This is a genomic window from Caballeronia sp. 11_S32, assembly GCF_056930355.1.
Window position 1 is genome coordinate 299,277 of sequence record NZ_JBXOWH010000002.1, and the last position, 21,997, is coordinate 321,273.

The window sequence follows — 21,997 nt, forward strand, 5'->3', positions numbered from 1 at the left end:
CGCTGTTGTACTCGACGAAGCTTTGGACCATAGTAAGGGGTATGAAAAGATGGCCTTCCTTGGGCCGCGCGTGGTGAACCGCCACGCGCCAAAAACCTGTCTGCGGCAAAAGACCATAACGCGCCACATGCGCGACGCTCCTGCTCAAGAAGCGAATAGATAAATCGTCAGCGCTTGCGGATCTTTCGGCCTCTCGTTCGTTGAGGCTCACATTCTCTTCGCATCAAAGGGCAGGCGCCGACGCGCCTTGACATGGCAACGTCCCGGTCACAGAGGCCCGTATGACGGCATTCGGCTGATCGAAATGGACTGGCAGAAAGCCGGTGCAGGGCCGCGCGGCTTTGCAAGGAAGCATTTGGCCGCCCGGAACTCAGTCGCAGCACCATACATGGCCGCTCGATGCGGCCAGCAAGGAGGTACATAAAATGAAGAACCTTCAAGCAAAGCGCTCGATATTCCTGACGTCCGCACTCCTCGCGTTCGGTGCCGCCGCCCACTTCGGCGTATCGGTCGCCGGCGCGGAGACTCCGGCAGCAGCGAGCGCAGAATCGATGGCGGTGAACATGGCGTCAGGCGGCGTCCAACCGATCGGCGTCGATGCCAGTGCGCTGACCATCACGGTACAGACGCCGTCGGGCGGAACGTCGCGCCTGACTTACGTCAACGAAGAAGGCTGGCGACTCGACGATCGCGATGCACGACTCAAACCCGGCGAAGCGCGGATCACGCCCGCGTCAGCGGAGCAGCAAAAAGGGCCGTCGGCCGCCGAGCAACCGATGACCGTTTTCATTGACGGCCCCACGGGATTCACTTACGTGTGGGTGCGCGATCAGGGGTGGAAGTTCATCGGCCGGCTATCCGACCGCAAGCGCTGATCGCCGGCGCGCATCAATCGTGACGTGGTTAGGTACGCGTGCCTCGTCACGGCCAGAATAAAACCCGCACGTGCTCGTGGAACATGGTCCGCTGCTACGGGCGCGACGGACGCGCCGCCGACACACTATGGGGACCTGAGGCTGGGCGTTCCAACGACACCAGGTCTCTAAGCACCTACGCTCCTACCTCGGCGAATGGCGCATCCGTAGAACCCGGGAGACGCGCTCGAGGCCGACCTTTTTTGGGTCGGCCTTTTTTCTCGTGTGCGCCCACCATGGGCGCACTCTCGTGGGTGCAAGTCCCACCACCGGTTGATCACAGCGAGCGCAGCGCAACTGCGTGAGGGTCCTGCTGGGGCCGACTCCGAACTGCTCCCGTCATTGCAACAGCGAACGATGCGTCGTTCGATATCGCCGACGGTGTTGAACATCGCCAGCGACACGCAGATGCCGCCGCGCTCCGGCGAGACACGCACGTCGTTGCGCGCGAAGAAACCCGCCCACCTTTCGACCGGCAGTTGCAGCACGTAGATGTGATTGCGCCCACTACGCGCTCGCGGACCGACGACGCTCACGCCCAGCGCATCCAGATGTTCGAGGAGCAGGTCGCCGAGCGCCAGCACGTGTGCAGGTCGAACCGCGTCTGCGCGAGCGCACGCTGACGGTCAACGGCGTATCGAAGGTGTATTCGATGACGGGCTGGCGCATCGGCTATGCGGGCGGTCCGGCGTGGCTAATCCGCGCCATGCAGACGCTGCAATCGCAGAGCACGTCGAATCCGAGCACGATCTCGCAAGCGGCGACGCGCGCGGCGCTGGAAGGCGGCACGGATTTCCTGATCGAATGGATCGATGAGTTGCGCACCTGCCGCGATCTCGTGGTCGATACGGTGGCACGCTGCCCCAGCCTGCGTTGCGATGCACCCGATGGCGCGTTCTATGCCTTCGTGGACTGCTCGGGCGTGATAGGTGCTGCTACGCCTTCGGGCGATGTCATCGCTACCGATCTCGACTTCGCCAACTATCTGCTGGAAGCGGCGCATGTCGGCGTGATGCACGGCAGCGCGTTCGGCGTGGAGAACCATGTGCGGATCGCGTATGCTGTGCCGATGCCCACGCTGCGCGACGCGTGCCGGCGCATCGAGACCGCGTGTGCGGCGTTGCCACCCGCTGTCGCCGCGGTTTGAAGCGCCTAAGCACCAGACGCCATGGCCGCGACACGTGTGCCGTGTCGCGGGTTTTTCTTTTTATCGGATGGCCTTCCATGCTCTATCTCATCGAAGACGCTACCCCCGAGCCGGCGCAATTCGGCGCCCTTCCCGCGCTGTTCGCCCGGACTTTGAATGCCGAACTCCGCTGCGCAGGCGTGCATTTCGACGAACAGCGGTTTCCCGATGCGCATCAGCACGTCACAGCGGATGGACGGTTAGTCGCGAGCGGTCTGATCTGGCGCACGCGCACGGGCCTGCCCGATACTGCCGAACCATGCCATGAGATTTTCGCGCTGGCGCGCACGCGCGATATCGTGCTCCTCGTGCAATCGTTCGATGCGTTTCCTACGCAATGCGCCGAAGACGTGGAGATGTTGCGCGTCGTTCATGAAGCCGATAGCGCACAGCTCGTCGAAGATGGTTCGGGCGTGGTTTTGCAAGCGCATCGGGATCGCTATGGCAGATGGCGATCCACGGAAGAAGCCGCATCGCGCGCGAGCGGGCCGTCCATGACGATTGCGCTGATAGGCCGTGAGTGCGACCAGCATCAGCAATACCCCGCGACGCTCGCCGCCCTCGGTGACGCCGCCGATGCGCTCGGCTTCGATCTCGACGTGCGCTTCATCGCGGCCCAGGACATCGACTGCGACAACGCAGAAACTTTGCTCGCCGATGCACACGGCATTCTTTTGCCGGGCGGCGCGGACATGGCGCGCGTGGCGGGACAGATCGAGGCCGCGCGTTTCGGCTGGCTGGCGTCGATTCCGGTCGTGGGTTTGTGTCTCGGCATGCAGTCAATGGCGACGGCCATCGCGCGGCTCGCGTTGAAGAGCGATGAGATCGGCATGAAGGAAGCGCAGCCCGATGCGCGCGTCGCCAGCTTCGAGCCGATTCATGTTGGCGAGGATGGCGAGTTGTTGCATCGCTCAGGCTTGCGGCGGATAAGCCTAGTGCCGGGATCGCGTATCGCGGCCATGCTCGGCGTGCAGGCGAGCATTCTCTGCAATCATCGCCATAGGCTCAATCCGGCGCTCGAAGCGCCGCTCGCGACGCTCGGCGTGACCGTCAGCGCGCGCGACGAGAGCGGCTCGATCGCCGATGCCATCGAGGCCGATAAGCATCCGTTCTTTGCAGGCATGCAGGGGCATCCGGAACTGTCGTCGCGTGATGGCGCGCCGCATCCGTTGCTGGTTGCGTTTCTGGAAGCGGCGGCGCGCCGTTCATAAGCGTAAGCGACCGCTTCGAAAGCGGGCGCTTACGCAAAAGCTCAAACTTAGCTGATCGCCGACGCGAACAACGCGGCATCGACATTCCCGCCCGATGCCACGATCAACACACGCTTGCCGCGCAACGGCGACGCCGCCGGGCCCGTCATCAGGCCCGCCAGCGCGACCGCGCCGCCCGGCTCCACGACCACGCGGAGCATCTCGAAGCAGAATGCCATCGCGCGGCGCACGATGGGATCGTCGGCGGCGAGCACGCCCGCGAGACGCGATCCGTTGATCGAGAACGGCAACTCCGCCGGGACCGGCGCGAGTAACGCATCGCAGATCGACACGCGGCCTGCAGGTTTCGTTTCACGCTGGCCGGATGCGAGCGAGCGGCGCGTATCGTCGAAATCGCTCAGCTCGGCAGCCCACACCTGCGCTTTCGATTGCGCCGCTTCCACCGCGAGAAACGTCCCCGTCGACAATCCGCCGCCGCACGGCACGACGATCGCATCGAAGGCGTCAGCGCCGAAGCGCTCGAGCGTCTCGAACGCGACCGTCGCCTGTCCCGCGATCACCTGATGATGGTCACCCGGCGGCACGACCGCATACTGCCCTTCGCGCGCGAGTTCCGCCGCGACTTCCTCGCGGTTCTCACGCTCGCGGTCGCATCGGACGATGCGCGCCCGCCTTGCGCGCCTTTTCCACCTTGTTTTCAGGCGCATTCGACGGCATCACGACCGTGGTCGGAACATCGAGCATGCGCCCGACCGTGGCGATAGCCTGACCGTGATTGCCCGTCGAATACGCGACGACGCCATCGGGACAGGTGCTGCGGTCGAGCCGCGACAGACAGTTATATGCGCCGCGAAACGTGAACGCGCCCGTATGCTGAAGCGGTTCGAGCTTGAAGAACATTTCCGCGCCGGTGATCTCGTCGAGCAGATCGGAACGCACGACGGGCGTTTGCACGGCGACGCCGCGCAGCCGCACCGATGCATCGAGCACATCGCGGACTGTGGGCGTGGTAAATGACAGCATGTTCGAGTCTCCAGAAATTATGCGGCCGGCGACAGACACGACCGGCCGTGTTGCGTGATGCTTAGAAGCGATGGCGCATGCCGACGGTCACGATCGTCTGCGTGCCCGGACCGTCCACGCCATAAGAAGAGATCGTCGCGCGCGCCGATTGCAGGCCGCCCGAGGTCGTGCGCTGTTCGCCGCTCGCGCGCTGAAATGCGTTCGTCGAATAGACACCGGTACGCTTCGAGAGGTTGTAGAACGCGCCCGCGCTGACCTGGTTGTAATGCGCCGATGCATCGCCCGAAGCGGACGTTTAGGTATAGCCGAGGCCGAAGCTCAACGCCGGCGACACGCGATAGAAGCCGTACACGCGGCCCGTGTTGTAGCGCTCGGTGCTCGTGGCCGAAGCCGTGCTCGCATGGACGCTCTGTCTGCACCGTGACATGCCGCGCTACGCAGCGCAGCAGACGCAAAGGCTCTGGAAGGCGCAAGACTACGTGCGCCCGGCAAGGAAGACGGTCGGCCTGCTCGGATTGGGTGCGTTTGGCGAAGCGGCGGCGCAGCGTCTTTTGCAGGCGGGATTCAACGTATGTGGATGGAGCCGTTCGCGAAAAGCGGTGGCGGGCGTCGACTGTTACGCCGGCGATGACGAACTGCCCGTGATGCTGAGCCGGTCGGATATCCTCGTGTGCCTGCTGCCGCTCACGCCGCAGACCGCGGGTCTGATCAACGGCGAGACGCTTGCCGTTTTGCCTGAGAATGCGTCGTTGATCAACTTCGCGCGCGGTCCGATAGTGGACGACGCATCGCTGAAGGCTGCACTCGATCGCGCAGCTCTCGGGCATGCGGTGCCGGATGTTTTCGCCACCGAACCGCTACCCGCCGATAGTTGGCACTGGGCACATCCGCGCGTTACCGTGCTGCCGCATATCTCCGCGCCGACGGATCGAGAAACGGCGTCGAGCATCGTTGCGGACAATTTCCGACGTTTTCGTGACAGCGGCTCGATCCCGGCATGCGTCGATCGAGGCCGCGGTTATTGAGGCTTCGGGCAGCGGTCTTCAACAGGCCGGCGCAGGCTGATTTCATTACGTCCTGAGAAGGCTCAATCTCGGCTGTACGTTATCCCATAGGCCGACGTTCCATGTCTGACCGTAGTGCTTGCGGCCGCGCTCACGCCGTCCGACGCGAGCGGCGCGCCGTGCGTCGGCTCCAAACGATCTTCGCCGACGCTTAAGAAGCTTTAACAAAATGAACAAGGGGGCTGGTAAGAAGCGCTCATGATGAAGCAGCCGGCTGAGGGTGGTAGCCGAGGTCGGCAAGCCGCTCGACAATCGTGCGGTGCTCACAGGCATCCTCTTCGTCTTGCAGACCGGTCTGCGTTGGGACCTACTTCCCCGCGAGATGGGTTGCGGCAGCGGCATGAGTTGCTGGCGCCGTCTGCGCGACTGGCAGGAGGCGGGCGTATGGGACCAGTTGCACGAGTTGCTGCTTGCGCGGCTACGCGCTGCCGACAAAATCGACTGGTCTCGCGTCATCGTCGACTCCTCTTCAATCCGTGCTGTGGGCTCAGGTCAAAAACCGGACCGAATCCCACAGACCGCGCGCGACCCGGTTCAAAGCACCACCTCATCACCGAAGCGCAGGGCATCCCGCTCGCGGTGATACTGACCGGCGCCAACCGCAACGACGTCACTCAACTTCAAGCGTTAGTCGAGGCTATCCCGCCCATTAGCGGCAAGCCTGGCAGACCACTATCGAAGCCTCGGGTCGTCCAGGGCGACAGAGGCTACGACCACGACAAATATCGACGTCCGCTGCATGCAGCCGGCATTGCGACAGAAATTGCTCGGCGCGGTCAGCCTCACGGTAGCGGATTGGGGAAAACACGCTGGGTCGTGGAGCGGACCATCTCGTGGCTTCACAACTTCCGCCGACTTCGCATCCGCTTCGAACGGCTCGCTTTCATCCACGAGGCCTTCATGAAAATCGCCTGCTGCATCATATGCTGGAGAAAACTGCGAACGTCATTTTGTTAACCCCTATAAGTCATGATCGCGCATGCGGCGTGCTATGCACACTTCGTGCGTCCGCATCGTCAGCACATCAGCGATAAGGGCGACTAGTTCGCCCTTCGACGAGAAATAGATACACCGCTGCGGGGATGACGGACATCGACCCTGAGCCGCCGATCGTTGCGCCGCCGTTGTAGCGTCCGCTTCCAAATGTACAGCGGCCATGCACAAGCTGACCGGGTCACCGGTCCAGCTGTCGTTGCCGCCGCTCATTAATACGGCGTCATTCAGGGACGAAGGCGTCCGGTATCGCGCGCTGCAGGAAAGTCGCTCGCCTGTAGACGGCTTGCATGAACACGCTCGCATTGCGCGATGGCGGCGCAAAGCGCGAGAAGACGAAGTGCGCCGTCAATTCGATGGCTTCGCGCAGCGGGCGAATGACCAGCGCGCTGCCCGTCGTAGCAAAGTTATCGACGATCGTCACGCCAAGCCCGCCTTCCACGAGGGCAAGCGCCTGATCCGCACGCATCACGTCGATCGTCGACTTGAGTTCGACGCCCGCCTGTTGACACGCTTGCGCGATCACCGTTCCGAACGGAATGTCGCGCTTGAAGAGCACGACGGGTTCGTTCTCGAGATCCGCGAGCGAGACGCTAGCCTGCGCTTCCAGCCGATGTCCTTTCGGCATGGCGCAGACCATGTTGCCGTACATGAACGGAACGTTCTCCAGATGCTCATGCAGAACCGGCATGGCAGCGATGGCGACCTCCGCCTCCTTGCTCAGTAGCTCCATTGGCATATCGGCCATCAGCGTGGTCTGCCAACTGACCGTCAGCGCCGGAAGTTTCTTCTTGAGCTCGACGAGCGCCGGCGCGACCACACTCATCGCCAGCGATGCGCTGCACGACACACGCAGAAGACTCGACGGCCCGAGCGCCAGCGCATGCGCGAACTCATCGACGCGTACTGCCGCCTGATAGACCTGCTCCACTTCCCTGAAAAGCGCGTGCGCTTCCGCCGTCGGCACCAGTCGGCCTTTTGATCGCTCGAAAAGGCGCAGGCCGAGTGTCGTCTCGACATGGGAGACCAGCTTGCTCACAGCAGGCTGCGACACGAACAGCAGCTTCGATGCGGCATTGATCGAGCCAGTCAGCATGACCGCGCGAAAAACCTCCATATGGCGAAGTTTGAACCTCATCAGGGCCATCCGGACGGTTAACCAAAAGTTATAGGTTATCGGAGTTTCAGCATACGACAAACCGGGCGCTAGTCCCTAGTATCGATTCAAACGATTTCTAGCCTTTTGAGACAGGGAAAATGAATCAGCTGGATTTGCAGAACCGCGTGTGCGTCGTGACCGGCGGTTCCGGTGCGATCGGCCAGGCCATTGCCGAGCGATTCGTGGCGTCGGGCGCGAAAGTCGCGCTCTGGGATATCGATGGCGCGGCGGCCCTCGCGGCTGCCGAGAACGTTCGTGCCATTTCATCGGCGCAAGTGAATGTGACTGACGCCGCCAGTATTACCGCCGCCGCAAAGGCCACGAGCGAGCGCTTCGGCTCCATCGACGTGTTAATCAACGCGGCGGGCATCAACGGCCCGATCGGCCCCGTCGAGACGTATGCGATCGACGCCTGGCGGCAGGTCATCGACATCAACCTCACGGGCGTGTTCATTTGCTGCCGCGAAGTGCTGCCCTATCTGCGTCGTGCGCGGCATGGGCGCATCGTCAACCTGTCGTCGGTCGGCGGAAAAGAAGGCAACCCCAATCAGGGCGCGTATGGCGCGTCGAAGGCCGGCGTGATCGCGCTGACGAAATCCTTGAGCAAGGAACTTGCGGACACGGACATTCGCGTCAATTGCGTCACGCCCGCCGCTATCGAATCGGACATGCTGCGCAACATGACGACCGACGCACGTAACTTCGTGCTTGCGAAGATTCCGCTCGGACGTGCGGGACGTCCCGACGAGGTCGCGTCTATGGTCGCCTGGCTGGCGACGGAAGAATGCTCCTTCACCACCGGCGCTGCGTTCGACCTCACCGGCGGACGCTCCACCTACTGACCGCAGGGGATGCGATGCTATGAAGAGGCTATCCCTGTCTCATCTCACCGTGCTCGATGTTGCGCCGCAACACATGATCGCGCTGGCCGCGCAGGCAGGATTTCGGGCCGTCGGCATCCGCCTGTGCGCGCCGATGCCGGGCGGCGTCGCGTATCCGCTGCGCACGGGCTCGCCCGAGTTACGCGAGACGCTACGGCTCATGCAGACGCACGACGTCGCTGTGTCCGACATCGAAGTGATTCGCATCGCAGCGGATACACGCGTCGTCGACTATGCGCCCGCATTCGAAACGGGCGCGGAACTCGGCGCACGGCGCGTCTGCATCAACATCGACGATCCTGAGCGCCAGCGCGCCATCGACCGCCTCGGTGTGCTCTGCGATCTCGCCGCGCCTTTCGGCCTCGCGCTCGACGTCGAGTTCATGATCTGGCGACCCGTCGCGCGGCTCGAGGACGCGGTCGATGTCGTCAAGGCAGTGCGCCGGAACAACGCTTTCGTGTTGATCGATGCGCTGCATCTGATCCGCTCGGGCGGCACGGTCGATGCCGTCGCGGCGCTCGATCCCGCCTTGATCGGCAGCGTTCAGCTTTGCGATGCGCCAATCCAAGCGCCGCCAGTGTCGGGGATCATCGACGAGGCACGTAGCAATCGATTGTTGCCGGGCGAAGGTCACTTGCCCTTGAGGGAGTTGCTCGCTGCATTACCCAAGGACGTGCCGCTATCGGCAGAAGTGCCACTCGCCCGCGAAACGGACTCGACGAAACGAGCGGCTCTAGTTCGACAGGCTACTGAGCGGCTGCTGCAAGGTAGTGCCTAGCCGCCTAATCGAATCTTCAAACATATGTACGGAGACAGACATGACGACAAACACGATACAAGACTGCGCCGCGCCAGCGCACGCGCCCGCTGACAGCAGACGGCAAGCGAGGAAGGCGGCCATCGCCGGATGGATCGGCAGCGCGCTCGAATACTATGACTTCTTCATTTACGGTACGGTGGCTGCGCTTGTCTTCCCGCGGATCTTTTTCCCGCCCGGCGATATGGCCGCGGCCACCCTCGCATCGATGGCAACGTTCGGTGTCGCCTATGCGGCACGTCCACTCGGGTCCTTCCTGATGGGGCACTATGGCGACCGCCTCGGTCGAAAAGTCGTGATGGTAGGCACCTTGCTGTTGATGGGCGTATCAACGTTTCTCGTCGGCTGCCTCCCGAGCTATCAGAGCGCAGGGCTTCTCGCACCCGCGCTGCTCGTTGTGCTGCGCATTCTGCAAGGCATCTCGGCGGCGGGCGAACAGGCCGGAGCGAATTCGATGTCGTTCGAGCATGCACCCGCAAATCGTCGCGGCTATTACACGAGTTGGACCTTGAGCGGAACGCAAGGCGGTCAGGTGCTTGCGCCCGCAGTGGTGTTGCCGCTCGCCGCCCTGCTGTCGGAGGATCAGTTGTTGTCCTGGGGCTGGCGGCTACCGTTCTGGTTGAGCGCGGTGGTGGTGATCGTCGGCTTGATCGTCCGTTCACGACTCGAGGAAACGCCCGCTTTCCAGAGTGAGGCCTCGCATGGCGAAATTCCGCAGGCGCCGCTCAAGACGCTTCTGACGACGTACCGTAAGGAACTGCTGCAGGTGTTCTTCGCCGCGCTGATCGCATCCGTCGGCACGACCTTCGCCGTGTTCGCACTGTCGTTCTCGCGCACGATGGAGCACCACATCAGCACGTCCACGATGCTGTGGACAGCCATCATCGGCAATCTGATCGCTGTTTTCACTATCCCGGTCTACGCGACGCTTTCCGACCGAATCGGGCGCCGTCCCGTGTTCATCGCGGGCAACGTTTTGTGTGCGATCGGCGCTGCAATCTTTCTGTGGTCGATAACGACCGGAAGCGATGCGTTGGTGCTCGCAACGGGCGTCTTTCTGGGTGGCGTCGTCTACAGCATTACGAATGCGGTCTGGCCTGCAACGTACGCCGAGCGCTTCCCTACACAGGTTCGACTCTCTGGGATGGCGATCGGAACTCAGTTCGGCTTCGCGATCGCTGGATTCGCACCGCTGATCGAAACAGCGCTGATCGGCAAGTTCGGCACAGCGCCTTGGGTGATGCCCGCAGTCTTCGCGGCGCTTGTGTGTCTGCTGTCTGCGGTGTCGATCTACTCGATGAGAGAAACCTATGATGTTTCGCTTGACCGCCTGGGAAAGCACGTGGACTGAAAACCTTATCCTTCACCTTTAGGCCGATGAGACGCGTGGCAGGAAGGAGAAATGGACCGGCGTGTTCCCTCCTCTTGGTCTCGTGAGAAGTCGAATCCGCGTCTTCTCGCTGTATCACGGGCTCGAATTTCGAGGCCGCTTGATTCTTCGAGGAGTGCGCGGAAATCGAAGCGGCGAGATAGATTTGTTGCTGCCCCTCGGTCCGACTGAAGTGAATCGGTCAAGCGGCGGGTGCCAAGAGTGAACGAGCCATTCGAATGACGGCTTTGCGAGAGCGCCGACCGGCGGAAAATGGCCGGCTTACCGTCGCTCTCGCAGGCACGCGTTACCGGTCAAGGAGGGACAAGATCGATCGGATTCCGTCATCGAACGCTTTCTGAAGATGGCACGTCGTTTCCTGCACACCCCTTAGCATGACGCCGCGTCCTGCTCCAGCAGACTGAGACCGTACTCGGAGACGGCAACCTCCGTCGAAGGCTTCCAGATTTCCCCGTTGATCGGCGAACCATCGTCGAGACGAATATCCGCCGCATTGCCTCTTGCAATCACGCGGTTCCCGCCGAGGATGTCATTTAGCTTTTGCAGGTGATTGGGCCAAGCGCCATTCTTCTTTTGCGCGTCGTCGAAGCCAAATATCATCAGACGCGGCAACGATGCAAGATAAAGGCGCACTCGTCGAGCAGACGACTACGACCGGCCGCCGACTCAACGATCAGGCGGACGCCCTCGACGAAGCGGTGCATCTCTTTACAGTTGCCGGCGAGTTTGGCGGATCGCGCGAAATAACCCGCCCTCACTTCCCTGACCGCCGATCGGCCGGCCTGTGTCTGCCTGGCTGCGCGCGGCGAGTTGGTGCGGGGCTGGCTCGCTACTATGCCGTTTAGCGCGATCAGATCCGGGACGGCCGGAGACTCGACCTCGGCGGTAACCGTTTCGACTGAGCCGCGTCGTCCTGCACGAACGCCATCCGGTCTGCCCCGAGACATGGAAAACGCGGCTCGCTCGCCTATCATTGATTTCATTACACGTCTGAGCAATCGGTGCCGGCTTTCGGCATTGCGCTGAAGCTGGGTGTGTGCGTGTAGTACGGCGACGTACGCAATCGGAGACTCCCATGGATTTGATCATTGATGTGGCGGGTGTGGACCAGGCTGAGGTTGTTCAGGAATTCAGCGACGTTCCCAGCGAAGATCTGGATGTGGTCAAATCGACAGCCCTATTAGGCGATCCGATCGTAACAGCCGTCGTACACGATGTATTTCATAACTTGCCAGCAATCATCAGCTCATTGGCTGCCGTACTGGTGGCCTGGGGAAAGAAAGACGCCCTTCGCCGGGTCGTCCTCAAGAAGGGTGCAAGGACGATCACACTCGAAATTCGCGGTATGTCGGGCGAGGACCTGCATAAGGTACTGGAAAGCCGAATAACGGAATTCCACAATGACGAACCGGATTGAGCTTAAGCACGACGAAAACTACGCGAAACTGCTACACATCAAACGCGATATTTATACAGTCGGTGGGTCCGTCGCGTTCGATCCGGCTGTATTGAATGAAGGCTACGAGGTCTTCCGTAGTGGCGGTGCCGGTTTCCTGTCGATCGCTTCGCCGGTGGCCCGCATGGAGATTTGCGAATGGCGTGGCCGCCATGCCATTGTCTGGGACGCGCGCTGGCTAGAATTTGTCACCGCATTCTGCAGGTTGAACCTCCCGCGCTTCCTGCTTGACGAAACCAAACATCGACCGTTTCGCTGGAACGGGCTCGTTGATCTTGAAAACCTCGTGGCTTTGTTCCTGATGGAACAGTTGTGCTTCCGTGGTGAGAGCGAAGTGGGCCTGGCGCTTTCGCTCAAGAAAATGTTAGTTTCAAATGGCCTGACGGCGACGGCAGTTTTGACGAGGCCACCGCCATTCCCGGATGCCCAGTTGCGGAGGCTTTATAAGGATTGCATACGTTTTTTCGAAGACAGTATGCGGCATCTGACGCTGTCACACGAGTTCACGCATCTAGCTTTCAATCTGGGCGTGCTTCAACATGACGTGGCGGCCGAACAGTTGAAGCCGATGGTTAATCAACTGGTCGACCTCGCGCGGCGCTGGGGCCCTGAAAGTGTCGCTGGATTTCCCGAACAAGAGCGCCGGTTTGGGGGCACGGAAATTATTGAAGAGATATGCAGGAGGCTTCTTGGTGATGGTACTTCGAATGAATCGATCGAAGAGAGCTATTGTGACGTAAATGCGTCCTCTCACTATGCTCGTAGATACGTCGCGCCGCGGGTTGCGCGGCACAACGATAACGCGCTCTTTCGGCGCGGCTACTGGGTAATCGTGAACTACCACACGGCTCTTTTCCTGTTCCATAAGATAGCGTTCACCGCAGATACCATAATCTCCCGTAAAGGCTGGTACGGCGTCGGTTTTTCCGGGGCTGCGGCCGCGCGTGAAGGGATATCGCGAAGCATCTACCGTAGCGCGGTAAAGAATGTGGGGGGGCGATGTACCTTTTCAAACCGGGCGGATGAACTGCAAAAGGATTTTGACCGCCTGGATCATCAGGCCGCGACCTTACTCTCCGAGACCTTCGAGTGCCTGTCTGATTTTGCGTTTGACCAACGCTGGGCCGGCTGGACAGCACGCGCCTCTGATGAGGTGGCGGCCGCAGGCGGCATTGAGGCTGCACGTGACGAGGTGTTGCAATTCCTTGGTTGGCCGCGGCCTTAAACGAAAAAGCCCGCAGGTCTTATACCCTAAGGATACATTTTTTGAGCGGCTGGTGGCTGACCGCCTTGCCAGCAATGGGTTCCTGGCGCTTTGCTAATGTATGTATCAACACTTCAATACATCAATACATACAAACTCCAAGGCCGGTGTGTTTCCGCCGCCCCCCTGAAGGCCGGTTGGCCGCAGCCGACCCGGAACAGACGTCCGCCGTCCTAATCTCGTTGCCGTAAAGCTGCCGGACGAGCCCGCACACAAGCACTGAAGGAGGCCCCGCAGCGGAGGGCACACATCGGCGGGCGGCACTCCGGACGACTAATGTGCGGAGCACGGCCTGAGACCGCGCGGGCTCATCCCCGCGGAAGCCCATCATGCGAGCCATCGGCCGGCGGCCCTAATGGGCGCCTGATGGCGCGCCGTTCTACTATGAGCGCCATCGCGCCGTCCAGACCAAGCTGTACCGCCATGTCCAGCGGCACGCAGCCAGTTTCATCGGCAGACCGGGGTCAGTACCGGGAGCGGGGGCTGCCGCAGTTGATCAATGACGGGTTCGACGCCTTCCTTGAGTGGATGCCGGAGGTGAATGCCTTCTTCCGTTAGCGATGTCTCGGGCGTATGCTGCCATTGCAGCTTTCCCGGGAGGACCACAAGCGACTTCGGTGCTGCTTTCGGCATTGCGCGGTCCGCGGCACGAAACCGGTGACGATCGTCAAACAGGACTATCACCGCATGGTGCATGAATTCGACAAGCTTTACGCGGTCAGCGATCTGCACATTGGCGGCCCGCCCGGCCGCGCGGCATTTCGCGAAACGCAGGCTCTCGACTGGCTCATTAGCCAGGCGGGCGCCGATACCGCCGGGCGGGTGGCGTTCCTGCTCAACGGCGACATATTCGATTTCCTCGCCGATGCCGACAACGCGAAGGAATTCAACGCCGCACCCGATGCTCTGATAGCCGCGCTGACGGGGCCGGATCACGGCTTCGCACCGATATTTGACGCCTTACGTCGCTACGTCGCCAACCCCAACCGCACTCTTGTCCTGCAGATCGGCAACCACGACATCGAGCTTGCCCTTCCCAATGCGCAGGCGGCACTGCGGCGGATGATAGATCCGTCGAACAATGCATTTGACCGCATCGTGTTCGAGACGTCTGGAGCGGGCTGGACTTGCCGGGTCTGCAACCAGGTCGTTCTGGCGCTTCACGGCAACGCCAGCGACCCGTGGAACGAGGTCGACTACCTCGCGCTGGACCGTTTTGCGCGCGCGCTCGAGGCTAACCAACCGACCGGTCCCGCTCCGCAACCGAACGCAGGCACGACGCTCGTCATCCACGTGTTGAACGACATCAAGAAGAACTTTCCATTCGTCGACTTGCTGAAGCCGGAAGGTGCACCTTTAATGGCGGTGTTGGATGCGGTCGACGCGCAACAAAGCACGATAGGGCTTCTCAGAGCGTTGAAGCTTCGCGCGGGAAAGGGTCAATGGTCCGAGCTTCTCCGCGCGGGCGACGATCACGCCGTTTCAGGCACTGATGGCCCGGGCAGCCAGATGCTCGATTTCCTGTCCGCTGCGGAAGTGCCGCGCTCATCGCCGCTGGAGGCGCTTCGTCGCGCGGAAAAGAACTTCAGCGACGGCATCGCACCGCGCGATCTCGTGACCCGCGACGACGAAAAGCTCGGCTCGCTGAAGGACTACGGCCGCGCAAAGCTGCAACGGTTGCAGGCAAGCCTAGGAAGAATGCGCGGTGTTCCGGACGAGAAAGCCCTTCGCATAGCCTTGCGCAAGTGGCTGGCGAAGGACGACACCTTTGACGTCGGAGCGATGAGCGACATCGATGTCCGCATCGCGCGTTCAGCGAGTCGCGGCGTGGACGTGCTCATTGCCGGGCATACGCATCTGCCGCGCGAAGTACATGACTTGCGGGTTATGGCGCCGGGTCCAAGAGTCTACCTCAATACAGGGACCTGGATGCGCGTCCTTAATCTTAAGGGAACGATGTATCTTGAGTCGGACGCGGAGTTCGCGCATCTGATGCAGACGTTTCGACTGAACGACTTGCAGGCCATCGACAAGCTCGTCGACATCGATCTTCGGTGCCGTCCCGTCGCGGTTGTGGACAAGAGCGGCGCCAGCCTCCAGTCGGTGGTTCCCGCTGGCGCGCTGTTCCAATTGAAGCCGATGAAGGCGAGCCAATGACCACGTCGCGGACCATCACCCTCGAGATCCTCCGCGATGGGCCGCCGCACAATCAGCTACTGTCGCCGCTGACCGTCTATCTCGCCAAGTGTCAGAACCGGCCGGCCGAATCGCTGCGCCTCAACATCGAGCACCACGATTTTCTTCGTTGGCAGGCGGGCTTGACCTATGCGAGCGTGCGACGGCTTGAGGGCAGAGCCGACGAACGCAATGCGAAAGCTGAGGAGGTTGCGGTGTCCGGAGTCGAACGCCGGAACGCCATCGTCGATGCGAGCAAGGCGGTCACCAACGTTTTCGGGTTGTTGCGCTCGCTCGGCGCCGAGCTGGCCTGCGAGCCCTGCGAATGGCGACACATCCATCTCGTCATGGACGCCTCCGAGCTCGGGGCGCTGCCGTTCGAGCTTGCGTACGCCGCGCCAGGATTCATGGTACAGGGCGAACGCCTGTTCGCGCAGCAGAATGCCCGCGTAACGCTGACACGCCAGGCCCATCGCGTCGCGTCGTCGGTGGTCTCGTGGCCGAAGCGTCCCCGAATCCTGTTCGTCATCGCGGATGGCGATCTGCCGGGTGAGGCGCACACGCTGGCGCTGCGGCAGGCGATCGATCCGTGGATCGGCATGAACGACGGCGATCCGTCCGTCGAAAATCCGAACGAGCCAGAAGAGGCGGAGGACAATCGGCGCGACACCGCTCTCGCCGAAAACCGCATCCGCGAAGCGGAGCAGATGCTCTGCGTGCTCGAAAATCCGACGCTCGACGAGGTCTCCCGTGAGGTGAGCCGCAAGCGGTTCACGCATGTTCATGTCCTGGCTCACGGCACCCCGATGCCGGACGCGGGCCCGGGGCAAACGCTGTACGGTCTGTGGTTCCGTGGCGTCCACGGTGGGCGCGACGTGGTCGACGGCGACAGGCTTGAAGCCGCGTTGCGCCATCCCCGCGACTGCGAGCATCCGACCGTTGTTACCCTTGCCACGTGCGAGGGCGCCAACTTGTCGGGTGCGATCCTGGGCCCTGGAGGCAGCGTGGCGCACGCGGTCCATACGAAGGGTGTGCCGCTAGTGGTCGCCTCGCAGTTTCCGTTGTCCAAGCTCGCATCGGTGGTGGCAACCGACATGCTGTACAAGGCACTGTTCCGCGGCGAAGACCCCCGCGTTGCGATCCACGCCATAAGACGGGAGCTCATCGTCTCGCATCCCGATACCCACGACTGGGCAAGCCTCGTCCTCTATGCGTCACTGCCGCCGAACCTGGAGGAACAGCTGCGGCAGGTCAAGATGTCGTCCGACAAGCTGGCTGCGGAAACGGCGGCGGAACGATTGAGAGTGACGCTGCGGGGTCATCGCCGGACCCAGATCTTCGACAGCAATCCCGATGACCCAGCCCGCAAGTTGGCCGCGGACCTGTCCGATCGCGTCGCCGCCGATGTGGATCGCCTCGATCGTGCGGTCGCGGCGATCCGCGAGTGGACCGACACGCGACGCGACAGCGCTACGCGCGTCTGGGGATACCGCTTGCTCGCGCGTCTCGCATTGCGCTTGTGGGATGCTTACATGTTGCGTCCCATCCCCGCTTCCATCGAAGAACCAAGTCCGACGACGAAGTGGAGATCGTTCGACAAGTCGGCATCGATATCGTCATATTTGCGGCGCTTCGAGAAGCACGACTTCGCTTCGGGTCAGCGCCCGATCTCGATGTACTCGCCGGACCAGCTACTTCGACTGGCCAAGGATTCGTACGAAGCCGCCTATTTTCTCGACGCGGCGCGGGCGGAGATCTGGGTTCAGGTGGTTGCGCTTGCCTGGGCGCTCAAAGTTCCCGGTACCGAAATGGCGCTCGGCGACTTCACGCGCGATCTCAACGCCACGAGACACATGGCGTGGCTGCTGGCCGAGCGCGCGGCGAACGCGGCGGTCGCGGATCGCGAAGAGCGAGCGATCGCCGCGGCCGTCGGCTTCGAGGCAGAAGTGCTTGCCTATCTCGTATTGGGTGCGGATTGGAAGCCGATCACCGATTCGAAACAGCAGACGGCCGAGCTGGCCATGGAAGCTGCATTCCGCGAGCTCCTGCGTGCCGCCGCGCCGGTCGCCGAGTCGTACCGCGCCCACTGTGCGTGGAAGCAGCTGCGGCGCTATGAAGCGTGGGCGAAAGCCTTCGACAAGTCCGACGAGGAAAAGCGCATCCGTCTGTTTCGCAGGCAACTCGAAGAGCTTGGCGTGCGACAGTATTGGGGACCCCGTACCTGAGCCGAATGGCGGGGCGCTTGGCCTACCGCAGCTGTGCGAGCTTGTCCTCCTTTGAGAAGCAGCCGGTGGCGGCTGTTCACTTCCTATTGCGAGGGACTCCGAAGTCCGCTCGGCCTCAAGGTGTGAGCTTGCCGGAAGCGGCCTCAGTCGAGCGGCAGATACGGGCCCGCACTGAGACGTTGCCACATCGTAGAAGCTCGGCCAGGATGAACCCTCGCACGGTACTACCCCTGCTCCCGACATGAGCGCCTACCTCTGACGATTCGGCCGCTGCCCCGCGTTTCTCCCCAACTTCATTCACGGACTCGGATCTTCTGGTTTTTCGTTCTTAGTCTGAACAAGGCGGCTCTGTACAGCGACGAGTTGATCCTCAGTGATCGCCACCAACCACAGACGTGCGCGCTCCGCGATTTGGCGGTTGTGGTCCTTGAACGGGCCCATTGCCGTAGCGGACTTCCAGACCACAGGGCCAATTCGGCTGCTCCTGCCCGACGGTGCACCCACCAGCAGGCAGTAAGGTCCGAGAGGAAGCGAAACGAACGGAAGGGTCGGACTCGCGAGCCCGCGCCAGTCAATGAACGGCGCCTCGCTGATGAGCAGGGGTACAGGCAAGCCGTAGAGCACACTGAAGTCGTACAGCGTCAATTGCTCGCGCATGCCCGCGTAGATGCGCCGAATATCGTCGACAACTGCAGCACGAATTTCATCGTCGAACATGGGCTCCTGCGCATAGCGTGCATAGGCCTCTTGGGCGCTCAACTGATAAGTGCTGAACAGGCCGAGTTCCATGCAATCCTGGACTGCGCGCTGAACCTCCACGACAGTGCCCGCCTCTTCCGGCTTGCCTAACTGCGCTGCTCTCAAAAATCGGGCAAGCCCCGCCTCCTGGATCGCAGGACCTTTCACAGACGCATCGTCGACAGCATCCTTGTCGAGCGGCACGTAGATGTATTCTTCGTCCGCGAAACGCGACTTCTTGCCTTCGTCAAACTTGATTCCGCAATTGACGCAGTCCAGATATCGAGTACCGATCCGGCCATGCTCCCAAATCCAATTCTTCAGGAGCGGACGTAACGGATGCAGCCTGTCATGGTTAGTCATTTGGAGCCTCCCGGTGCCTCAGTATAGCTATCGTGATCGCGATTCGTCGTCTGTCACGGCTGGGGCTGATTGCCGGCCACAGGTGCTCGGCCATCACGGTCGAACCATGCGCGAACGCGAGCTGCACCAGCGAATCCAACCCCGGCGCGATATCGATCCACTGCGACAACGCCGCTCCGTAGGTCTGCGCGAGCGCCCTGAACACCGCCAGTTCGCCGGAGGTCGGTTTCACGGGCAGCGTAAGAGACCGGCCGTGACCGATTGATCCATGGCGCTCGCTCGACGACGGCAGGTGATCGAGCAATCAAGGTCGAGCGTCACCCGCGCGGCTTCGGCGACTGAGAATGTCGCCCGCATCATTGACTTCGGCGGTTATGGACACCGAGGGCATGCCATCAGGACGTGATCGTGCTCCCTTCCCAAGGGAAGCATCGTGAGAGATTGTCAGACGACGTGCAGGGTCCAGCACTTCGAGCGATTCAAGTTCCTACCGTGCATGCCGTAATGAGTGACCATGAAAGACGATGAACGACCTAGGCCCATCTGGGAAGACGCGTTGCTCGCCGAAGCTCGCGCCCTTGCTCTGACAGTCGCCGCCGTAGGCAGGGCACGCGGCAAAGCAAATCCCGAAGACTTTTCGGCGGACACGGCTGAGTGGCACAGGATCGCTGAGGATTTTGCTCGCGATGTCCTACGCGTGCTCGAGTGCAATTCTGCCTGGCTTGGCAAAAGACTCGATATCGTTCACCGGGAAATCGATGACGACTATCTTGGAATTGGAGCCGCAGGCTGAGGTGCGATCCCGGAAGACCTGGAGCGCAATCGATGCCCAGCCGGACGATGCTCGCTGAGCACATGCTGTTGCCAAGGGAGCCAGGACGAAGCCCACACGTGCGTCGAGCCGACCAATGATCGCGCCCCTACCGTAGGACGTGGCCCTCTGCGCAGCGTGTGCGTCACCTTCTGACAGTCATTGTCAATCGGTCCGTAGTTCGATAACGCGATGCCGCCCAAGAATTCCGATGCCGGACAGCCGGCGGCCGACTTTCCGGTCGAAGACATCTGGCATATTCCTCGATCCGATTCGGTCGACGCTTTCTAGGTTTGACCCACCCTCCACATGCGCTCCTGCCGCGTTTTCTCCTGATCCGGGCGGTTAGTTGAAACTCTTCGACCAAACTGATAGCTCCTGTCTTTGGGCGATTCAGCATCCTTCTTTCGGGCGCGGCTCATCACTAACACGCGAGCGATAGGCTTTATACCGTTCGGGAAAGACGGAAACCAACGTCCACACCAGGTGACTTTGCCGATCCGGCTCCGGGCCTTACGACGATCGGAATACCTCGGGCTTTGTTTGCACCGAAACATCCAAGCGCGCACTTACCCTCTCTGTTACACATCAGTCCCAACATCAAACGTTTGCCGCCCCGCGTCCACTTTTCGTCAATCTCAAATTTCATGTTTGCTGGCCGTAAGCCATGCAAGTGGTCTTCGAATTGGCAGGGATTCACTCGACGACGATACGCGAATGGATCCCATTTAAGCGACAAGGGAAGGAAGAACGTGAAACTCCTCAGAATGCGGGTGAAAACCAAACTGGCGATCGGCTTCGGCATGCTCACGTGCGCCCTACTGATCGTTGCGGCGCTCTCGATCGAGGCGCTGCATGATTCGAATCTGCGCTTTACATCGTTCGTTGCGGGCATCAACGCACGGGCCAGTCTCGCCGCAAGCATCCGCACGGCGGTCGACCGTCGTGCCATTGCCGCGCGCAACCTCGTGCTCGTCACGAAGCCCGCCGATCTCGAGCTCGAAAAAGCCGCAGTCGTCCAGGCGCACGAGGACGTGCAGCTCGATCTGCGCGAATTCAACAAATTGGTCGAGAGCGCGACGGATGTGCCGTCCGATGTGCGAGCACGCGTGGCAGAGATCAATCGAGTGGAGTCGCTGTATGGACCTGTCGCGCTCAACATCGTCGACCTCGCGCTCAAGGGCAAGCACGATGAAGCCATTGCGCACATGAACGACGAGTGCCGTCCCCTGCTCGCCGCGCTCGTCAAGGCGACGCAGGACTACTCAGACATGACGCACGCGCGAGAAGTACAGCTCGTCGCAGAATCGGCGGCGCACTACGCCTTCTCGCGCACGCTGCTGCATGGCGTGTGCGCGCTCGCTGTGCTCTCGGCCATCTTCGCCGGCCTCGTCATCACGCGAAGCATTCTACGTGCGCTCGGCGCGGAGCCAGACACGCTGAGCGATGTCGCGAAACGCGTCGCGGACGGAGATTTGAGTCCTGTGGCGGACGCCCGGAAGGCGCCCGCAAACAGCGTACTCGCTTCGATGAGCACGATGCAGAAAAACCTCGTCGATCTGATCGGCAACGTGCGTGCGTCCGCCGACAGCATCGCAACCGGTTCGAGTCAGATCGCGACGGGCAACGTCGACCTTTCGACGCGCACGGAAGAGCAGGCTGCGTCGCTCGAGGAAACGGCGTCGAGTGTGGAGCAACTGACGTCAACGGTGCGCCAGAATGCCGAGCACGCGCAACATGCCAACGCGTTATCCGCGAAGGCATCGGCCGTCGCACAACAGGGCAATGCTGCCGTGAGTCGCATGATCGAGATGATGACGGACATCAGCGCGCGCTCTTCGATGATCGCGGACATCACCGGCATGATCGAAGGCATCGCGTTTCAGACCAACATCCTCGCCCTGAATGCGGCGGTCGAAGCGGCGCGCGCCGGCGAGGAAGGACGCGGCTTCGCAGTGGTGGCGTCGGAAGTACGCAGTCTCGCGCAGCGATCGTCGAGTGCTGCAAAGGAGATCAAAGAGCTGATCGGGGCCTCGGTGGGGCGCATCACGGAAGGCTCGAACCTCGCTGGTCAAGCAGGCACGACGATGGCCGAAGTTCTACACGCCGTCTCGAAGGTGCGCGACATCATGAACGAGATCGCGGCAGCATCGACCGAACAGAGCCGCGGCATCGAGCAACTGAGCCAGGCGATCGCGCAGATGGACCAGGTAACACAGCAGAACGCGGCGCTCGTCGAGGAAGCGGCGGCGGCGTCGCAATCGCTCGATGAGCAAGGGCGTCGCTTGACCGATGCCGTGTCGTTCTTCCGCCTGGCGACACACTGA

Annotated in this window: 17 protein-coding genes and 3 pseudogenes; 14 read left to right on the top strand and 6 right to left on the bottom strand. The window is 61.7% G+C overall.

Annotation, left to right across the window (positions count from 1 at the left end):
- Window positions 1-323 precede the first annotated feature (323 nt).
- The 3 genes from AC1Z32_RS09575 to AC1Z32_RS09585 all read left to right on the top strand — a co-directional run bounded on the left by AC1Z32_RS09575 (window position 324) and on the right by AC1Z32_RS09585 (window position 3,311).
- Complete coding sequence (locus AC1Z32_RS09575) at window positions 324-875, top strand: hypothetical protein (RefSeq protein WP_483478482.1); 552 nt, start codon at window positions 324-326, stop codon at window positions 873-875.
- Between the two features lie 625 nt (window positions 876-1,500).
- Window positions 1,501-2,061, top strand: a complete 561-nt coding sequence (locus tag AC1Z32_RS09580; protein ID WP_483478483.1) for an aminotransferase class I/II-fold pyridoxal phosphate-dependent enzyme — start codon at window positions 1,501-1,503, stop codon at window positions 2,059-2,061.
- A gap of 77 nt (window positions 2,062-2,138) precedes the next feature.
- A complete protein-coding gene (locus AC1Z32_RS09585; RefSeq protein ID WP_483478484.1) occupies window positions 2,139-3,311 on the top strand; it encodes a glutamine amidotransferase-related protein in 1,173 nt (390 codons plus the stop codon).
- 47 nt (window positions 3,312-3,358) lie between these two features.
- On the opposite strand, the pseudogene AC1Z32_RS09590 reads toward AC1Z32_RS09585, so the two are convergent.
- Together AC1Z32_RS09590 and AC1Z32_RS09595 are read right to left on the bottom strand one after the other, a co-directional pair.
- Window positions 3,359-4,334: pseudogene (locus tag AC1Z32_RS09590) on the bottom strand (threonine ammonia-lyase).
- A 295-nt stretch (window positions 4,335-4,629) separates the two neighbouring features.
- Window positions 4,630-4,761 (bottom strand): hypothetical protein, encoded by a 132-nt coding sequence (locus tag AC1Z32_RS09595; protein WP_483478826.1) that lies wholly within the window; start codon window positions 4,759-4,761, stop codon window positions 4,630-4,632.
- Here AC1Z32_RS09595 and AC1Z32_RS09600 point away from each other — a divergent pair.
- Window positions 4,715-5,359 (top strand): annotated as a pseudogene (locus AC1Z32_RS09600) (NAD(P)-dependent oxidoreductase); the annotation flags it as partial. The gene AC1Z32_RS09595 and the pseudogene AC1Z32_RS09600 overlap by 47 nt on opposite strands.
- A 280-nt stretch (window positions 5,360-5,639) precedes the next feature.
- Window positions 5,640-6,355: pseudogene (locus tag AC1Z32_RS09605) on the top strand (IS5 family transposase); the annotation flags it as partial.
- Window positions 6,356-6,614: 259 nt separating this feature from the next.
- Here the strand turns inward: AC1Z32_RS09605 and AC1Z32_RS09610 are convergent.
- The gene (locus tag AC1Z32_RS09610) at window positions 6,615-7,529 is read right to left on the bottom strand and encodes a LysR family transcriptional regulator (RefSeq protein ID WP_483478485.1); all 915 of its coding nucleotides are present in this window, start codon (window positions 7,527-7,529) and stop codon (window positions 6,615-6,617) included.
- Between the two features lie 119 nt (window positions 7,530-7,648).
- Between AC1Z32_RS09610 and AC1Z32_RS09615 the strand changes: the two genes are divergently transcribed.
- The 3 genes from AC1Z32_RS09615 to AC1Z32_RS09625 are packed head-to-tail and all read left to right on the top strand — an operon-like array spanning window position 7,649 to window position 10,599.
- Entirely contained in the window at window positions 7,649-8,392 is a 744-nt protein-coding gene (locus AC1Z32_RS09615; RefSeq protein ID WP_483478486.1) for an SDR family oxidoreductase, read from the top strand.
- A gap of 19 nt (window positions 8,393-8,411) precedes the next feature.
- Window positions 8,412-9,209 (top strand): sugar phosphate isomerase/epimerase family protein, encoded by a 798-nt coding sequence (locus tag AC1Z32_RS09620; protein WP_483478487.1) that lies wholly within the window; start codon window positions 8,412-8,414, stop codon window positions 9,207-9,209.
- Between the two features lie 40 nt (window positions 9,210-9,249).
- On the top strand, window positions 9,250-10,599 hold the full coding sequence (locus AC1Z32_RS09625) for an MFS transporter (protein ID WP_483478488.1): 1,350 nt from the start codon (window positions 9,250-9,252) through the stop codon (window positions 10,597-10,599).
- A gap of 408 nt (window positions 10,600-11,007) precedes the next feature.
- Here AC1Z32_RS09625 and AC1Z32_RS09630 read toward each other — a convergent pair whose 3' ends face one another.
- Window positions 11,008-11,238, bottom strand: a complete 231-nt coding sequence (locus AC1Z32_RS09630; RefSeq protein ID WP_483478489.1) for a hypothetical protein — start codon at window positions 11,236-11,238, stop codon at window positions 11,008-11,010.
- A 475-nt stretch (window positions 11,239-11,713) separates the two neighbouring features.
- On the opposite strand from AC1Z32_RS09630, the gene AC1Z32_RS09635 reads away from it, so the two are divergent.
- The 4 genes from AC1Z32_RS09635 (at window position 11,714) to AC1Z32_RS09650 (ending at window position 17,758) form a co-directional block, all read left to right on the top strand.
- Window positions 11,714-12,055, top strand: a complete 342-nt coding sequence (locus tag AC1Z32_RS09635; RefSeq protein ID WP_483478490.1) for a hypothetical protein — start codon at window positions 11,714-11,716, stop codon at window positions 12,053-12,055.
- Entirely contained in the window at window positions 12,039-13,319 is a 1,281-nt protein-coding gene (locus tag AC1Z32_RS09640; protein WP_483478491.1) for a hypothetical protein, read from the top strand. The genes AC1Z32_RS09635 and AC1Z32_RS09640 overlap by 17 nt, the downstream gene beginning before the upstream one ends.
- 696 nt (window positions 13,320-14,015) lie before the next feature.
- Complete coding sequence (locus AC1Z32_RS09645) at window positions 14,016-15,515, top strand: metallophosphoesterase family protein (RefSeq protein ID WP_483478492.1); 1,500 nt, start codon at window positions 14,016-14,018, stop codon at window positions 15,513-15,515.
- Window positions 15,512-17,758: a CHAT domain-containing protein gene (locus AC1Z32_RS09650; RefSeq protein ID WP_483478493.1), complete on the top strand. Its 2,247-nt coding sequence runs from the start codon at window positions 15,512-15,514 to the stop codon at window positions 17,756-17,758. The genes AC1Z32_RS09645 and AC1Z32_RS09650 overlap by 4 nt, the downstream gene beginning before the upstream one ends.
- 297 nt (window positions 17,759-18,055) lie before the next feature.
- Here AC1Z32_RS09650 and AC1Z32_RS09655 read toward each other — a convergent pair whose 3' ends face one another.
- Window positions 18,056-18,859, bottom strand: a complete 804-nt coding sequence (locus AC1Z32_RS09655; protein ID WP_483478494.1) for a hypothetical protein — start codon at window positions 18,857-18,859, stop codon at window positions 18,056-18,058.
- On the bottom strand, window positions 18,852-19,163 hold the full coding sequence (locus tag AC1Z32_RS09660) for a hypothetical protein (protein ID WP_483478495.1): 312 nt from the start codon (window positions 19,161-19,163) through the stop codon (window positions 18,852-18,854). The genes AC1Z32_RS09655 and AC1Z32_RS09660 overlap by 8 nt, the downstream gene beginning before the upstream one ends.
- Window positions 19,164-19,373: 210 nt before the next feature.
- Between AC1Z32_RS09660 and AC1Z32_RS09665 the strand changes: the two genes are divergently transcribed.
- Complete coding sequence (locus tag AC1Z32_RS09665; protein WP_483478496.1) at window positions 19,374-19,652, top strand: hypothetical protein; 279 nt, start codon at window positions 19,374-19,376, stop codon at window positions 19,650-19,652.
- Window positions 19,653-20,422: 770 nt separating this feature from the next.
- Window positions 20,423-21,997, top strand: a complete 1,575-nt coding sequence (locus AC1Z32_RS09670; RefSeq protein WP_483478497.1) for a methyl-accepting chemotaxis protein — start codon at window positions 20,423-20,425, stop codon at window positions 21,995-21,997.

Bases quoted from the DNA above. Each gene is read 5' to 3' on its own strand.
- AC1Z32_RS09585 (WP_483478484.1), top strand. From the start codon at position 2,139: ATGCTCTATCTCATCGAAGACGCTACCCCCGAGCCGGCGCAATTCGGC.
- AC1Z32_RS09615 (WP_483478486.1), top strand. From the start codon at position 7,649: ATGAATCAGCTGGATTTGCAGAACCGCGTGTGCGTCGTGACCGGCGGT.
- AC1Z32_RS09620 (WP_483478487.1), top strand. From the start codon at position 8,412: ATGAAGAGGCTATCCCTGTCTCATCTCACCGTGCTCGATGTTGCGCCG.
- AC1Z32_RS09665 (WP_483478496.1), top strand. From the start codon at position 19,374: ATGAAAGACGATGAACGACCTAGGCCCATCTGGGAAGACGCGTTGCTC.
- AC1Z32_RS09610 (WP_483478485.1), bottom strand. From the start codon at position 7,529: ATGAGGTTCAAACTTCGCCATATGGAGGTTTTTCGCGCGGTCATGCTG.
- AC1Z32_RS09655 (WP_483478494.1), bottom strand. From the start codon at position 18,859: ATGACTAACCATGACAGGCTGCATCCGTTACGTCCGCTCCTGAAGAAT.
- AC1Z32_RS09630 (WP_483478489.1), bottom strand. From the start codon at position 11,238: ATGATATTTGGCTTCGACGACGCGCAAAAGAAGAATGGCGCTTGGCCC.
- AC1Z32_RS09650 (WP_483478493.1), top strand. From the start codon at position 15,512: ATGACCACGTCGCGGACCATCACCCTCGAGATCCTCCGCGATGGGCCG.
- AC1Z32_RS09640 (WP_483478491.1), top strand. From the start codon at position 12,039: ATGACGAACCGGATTGAGCTTAAGCACGACGAAAACTACGCGAAACTG.
- AC1Z32_RS09595 (WP_483478826.1), bottom strand. From the start codon at position 4,761: ATGTCACGGTGCAGACAGAGCGTCCATGCGAGCACGGCTTCGGCCACG.
- AC1Z32_RS09635 (WP_483478490.1), top strand. From the start codon at position 11,714: ATGGATTTGATCATTGATGTGGCGGGTGTGGACCAGGCTGAGGTTGTT.
- AC1Z32_RS09625 (WP_483478488.1), top strand. From the start codon at position 9,250: ATGACGACAAACACGATACAAGACTGCGCCGCGCCAGCGCACGCGCCC.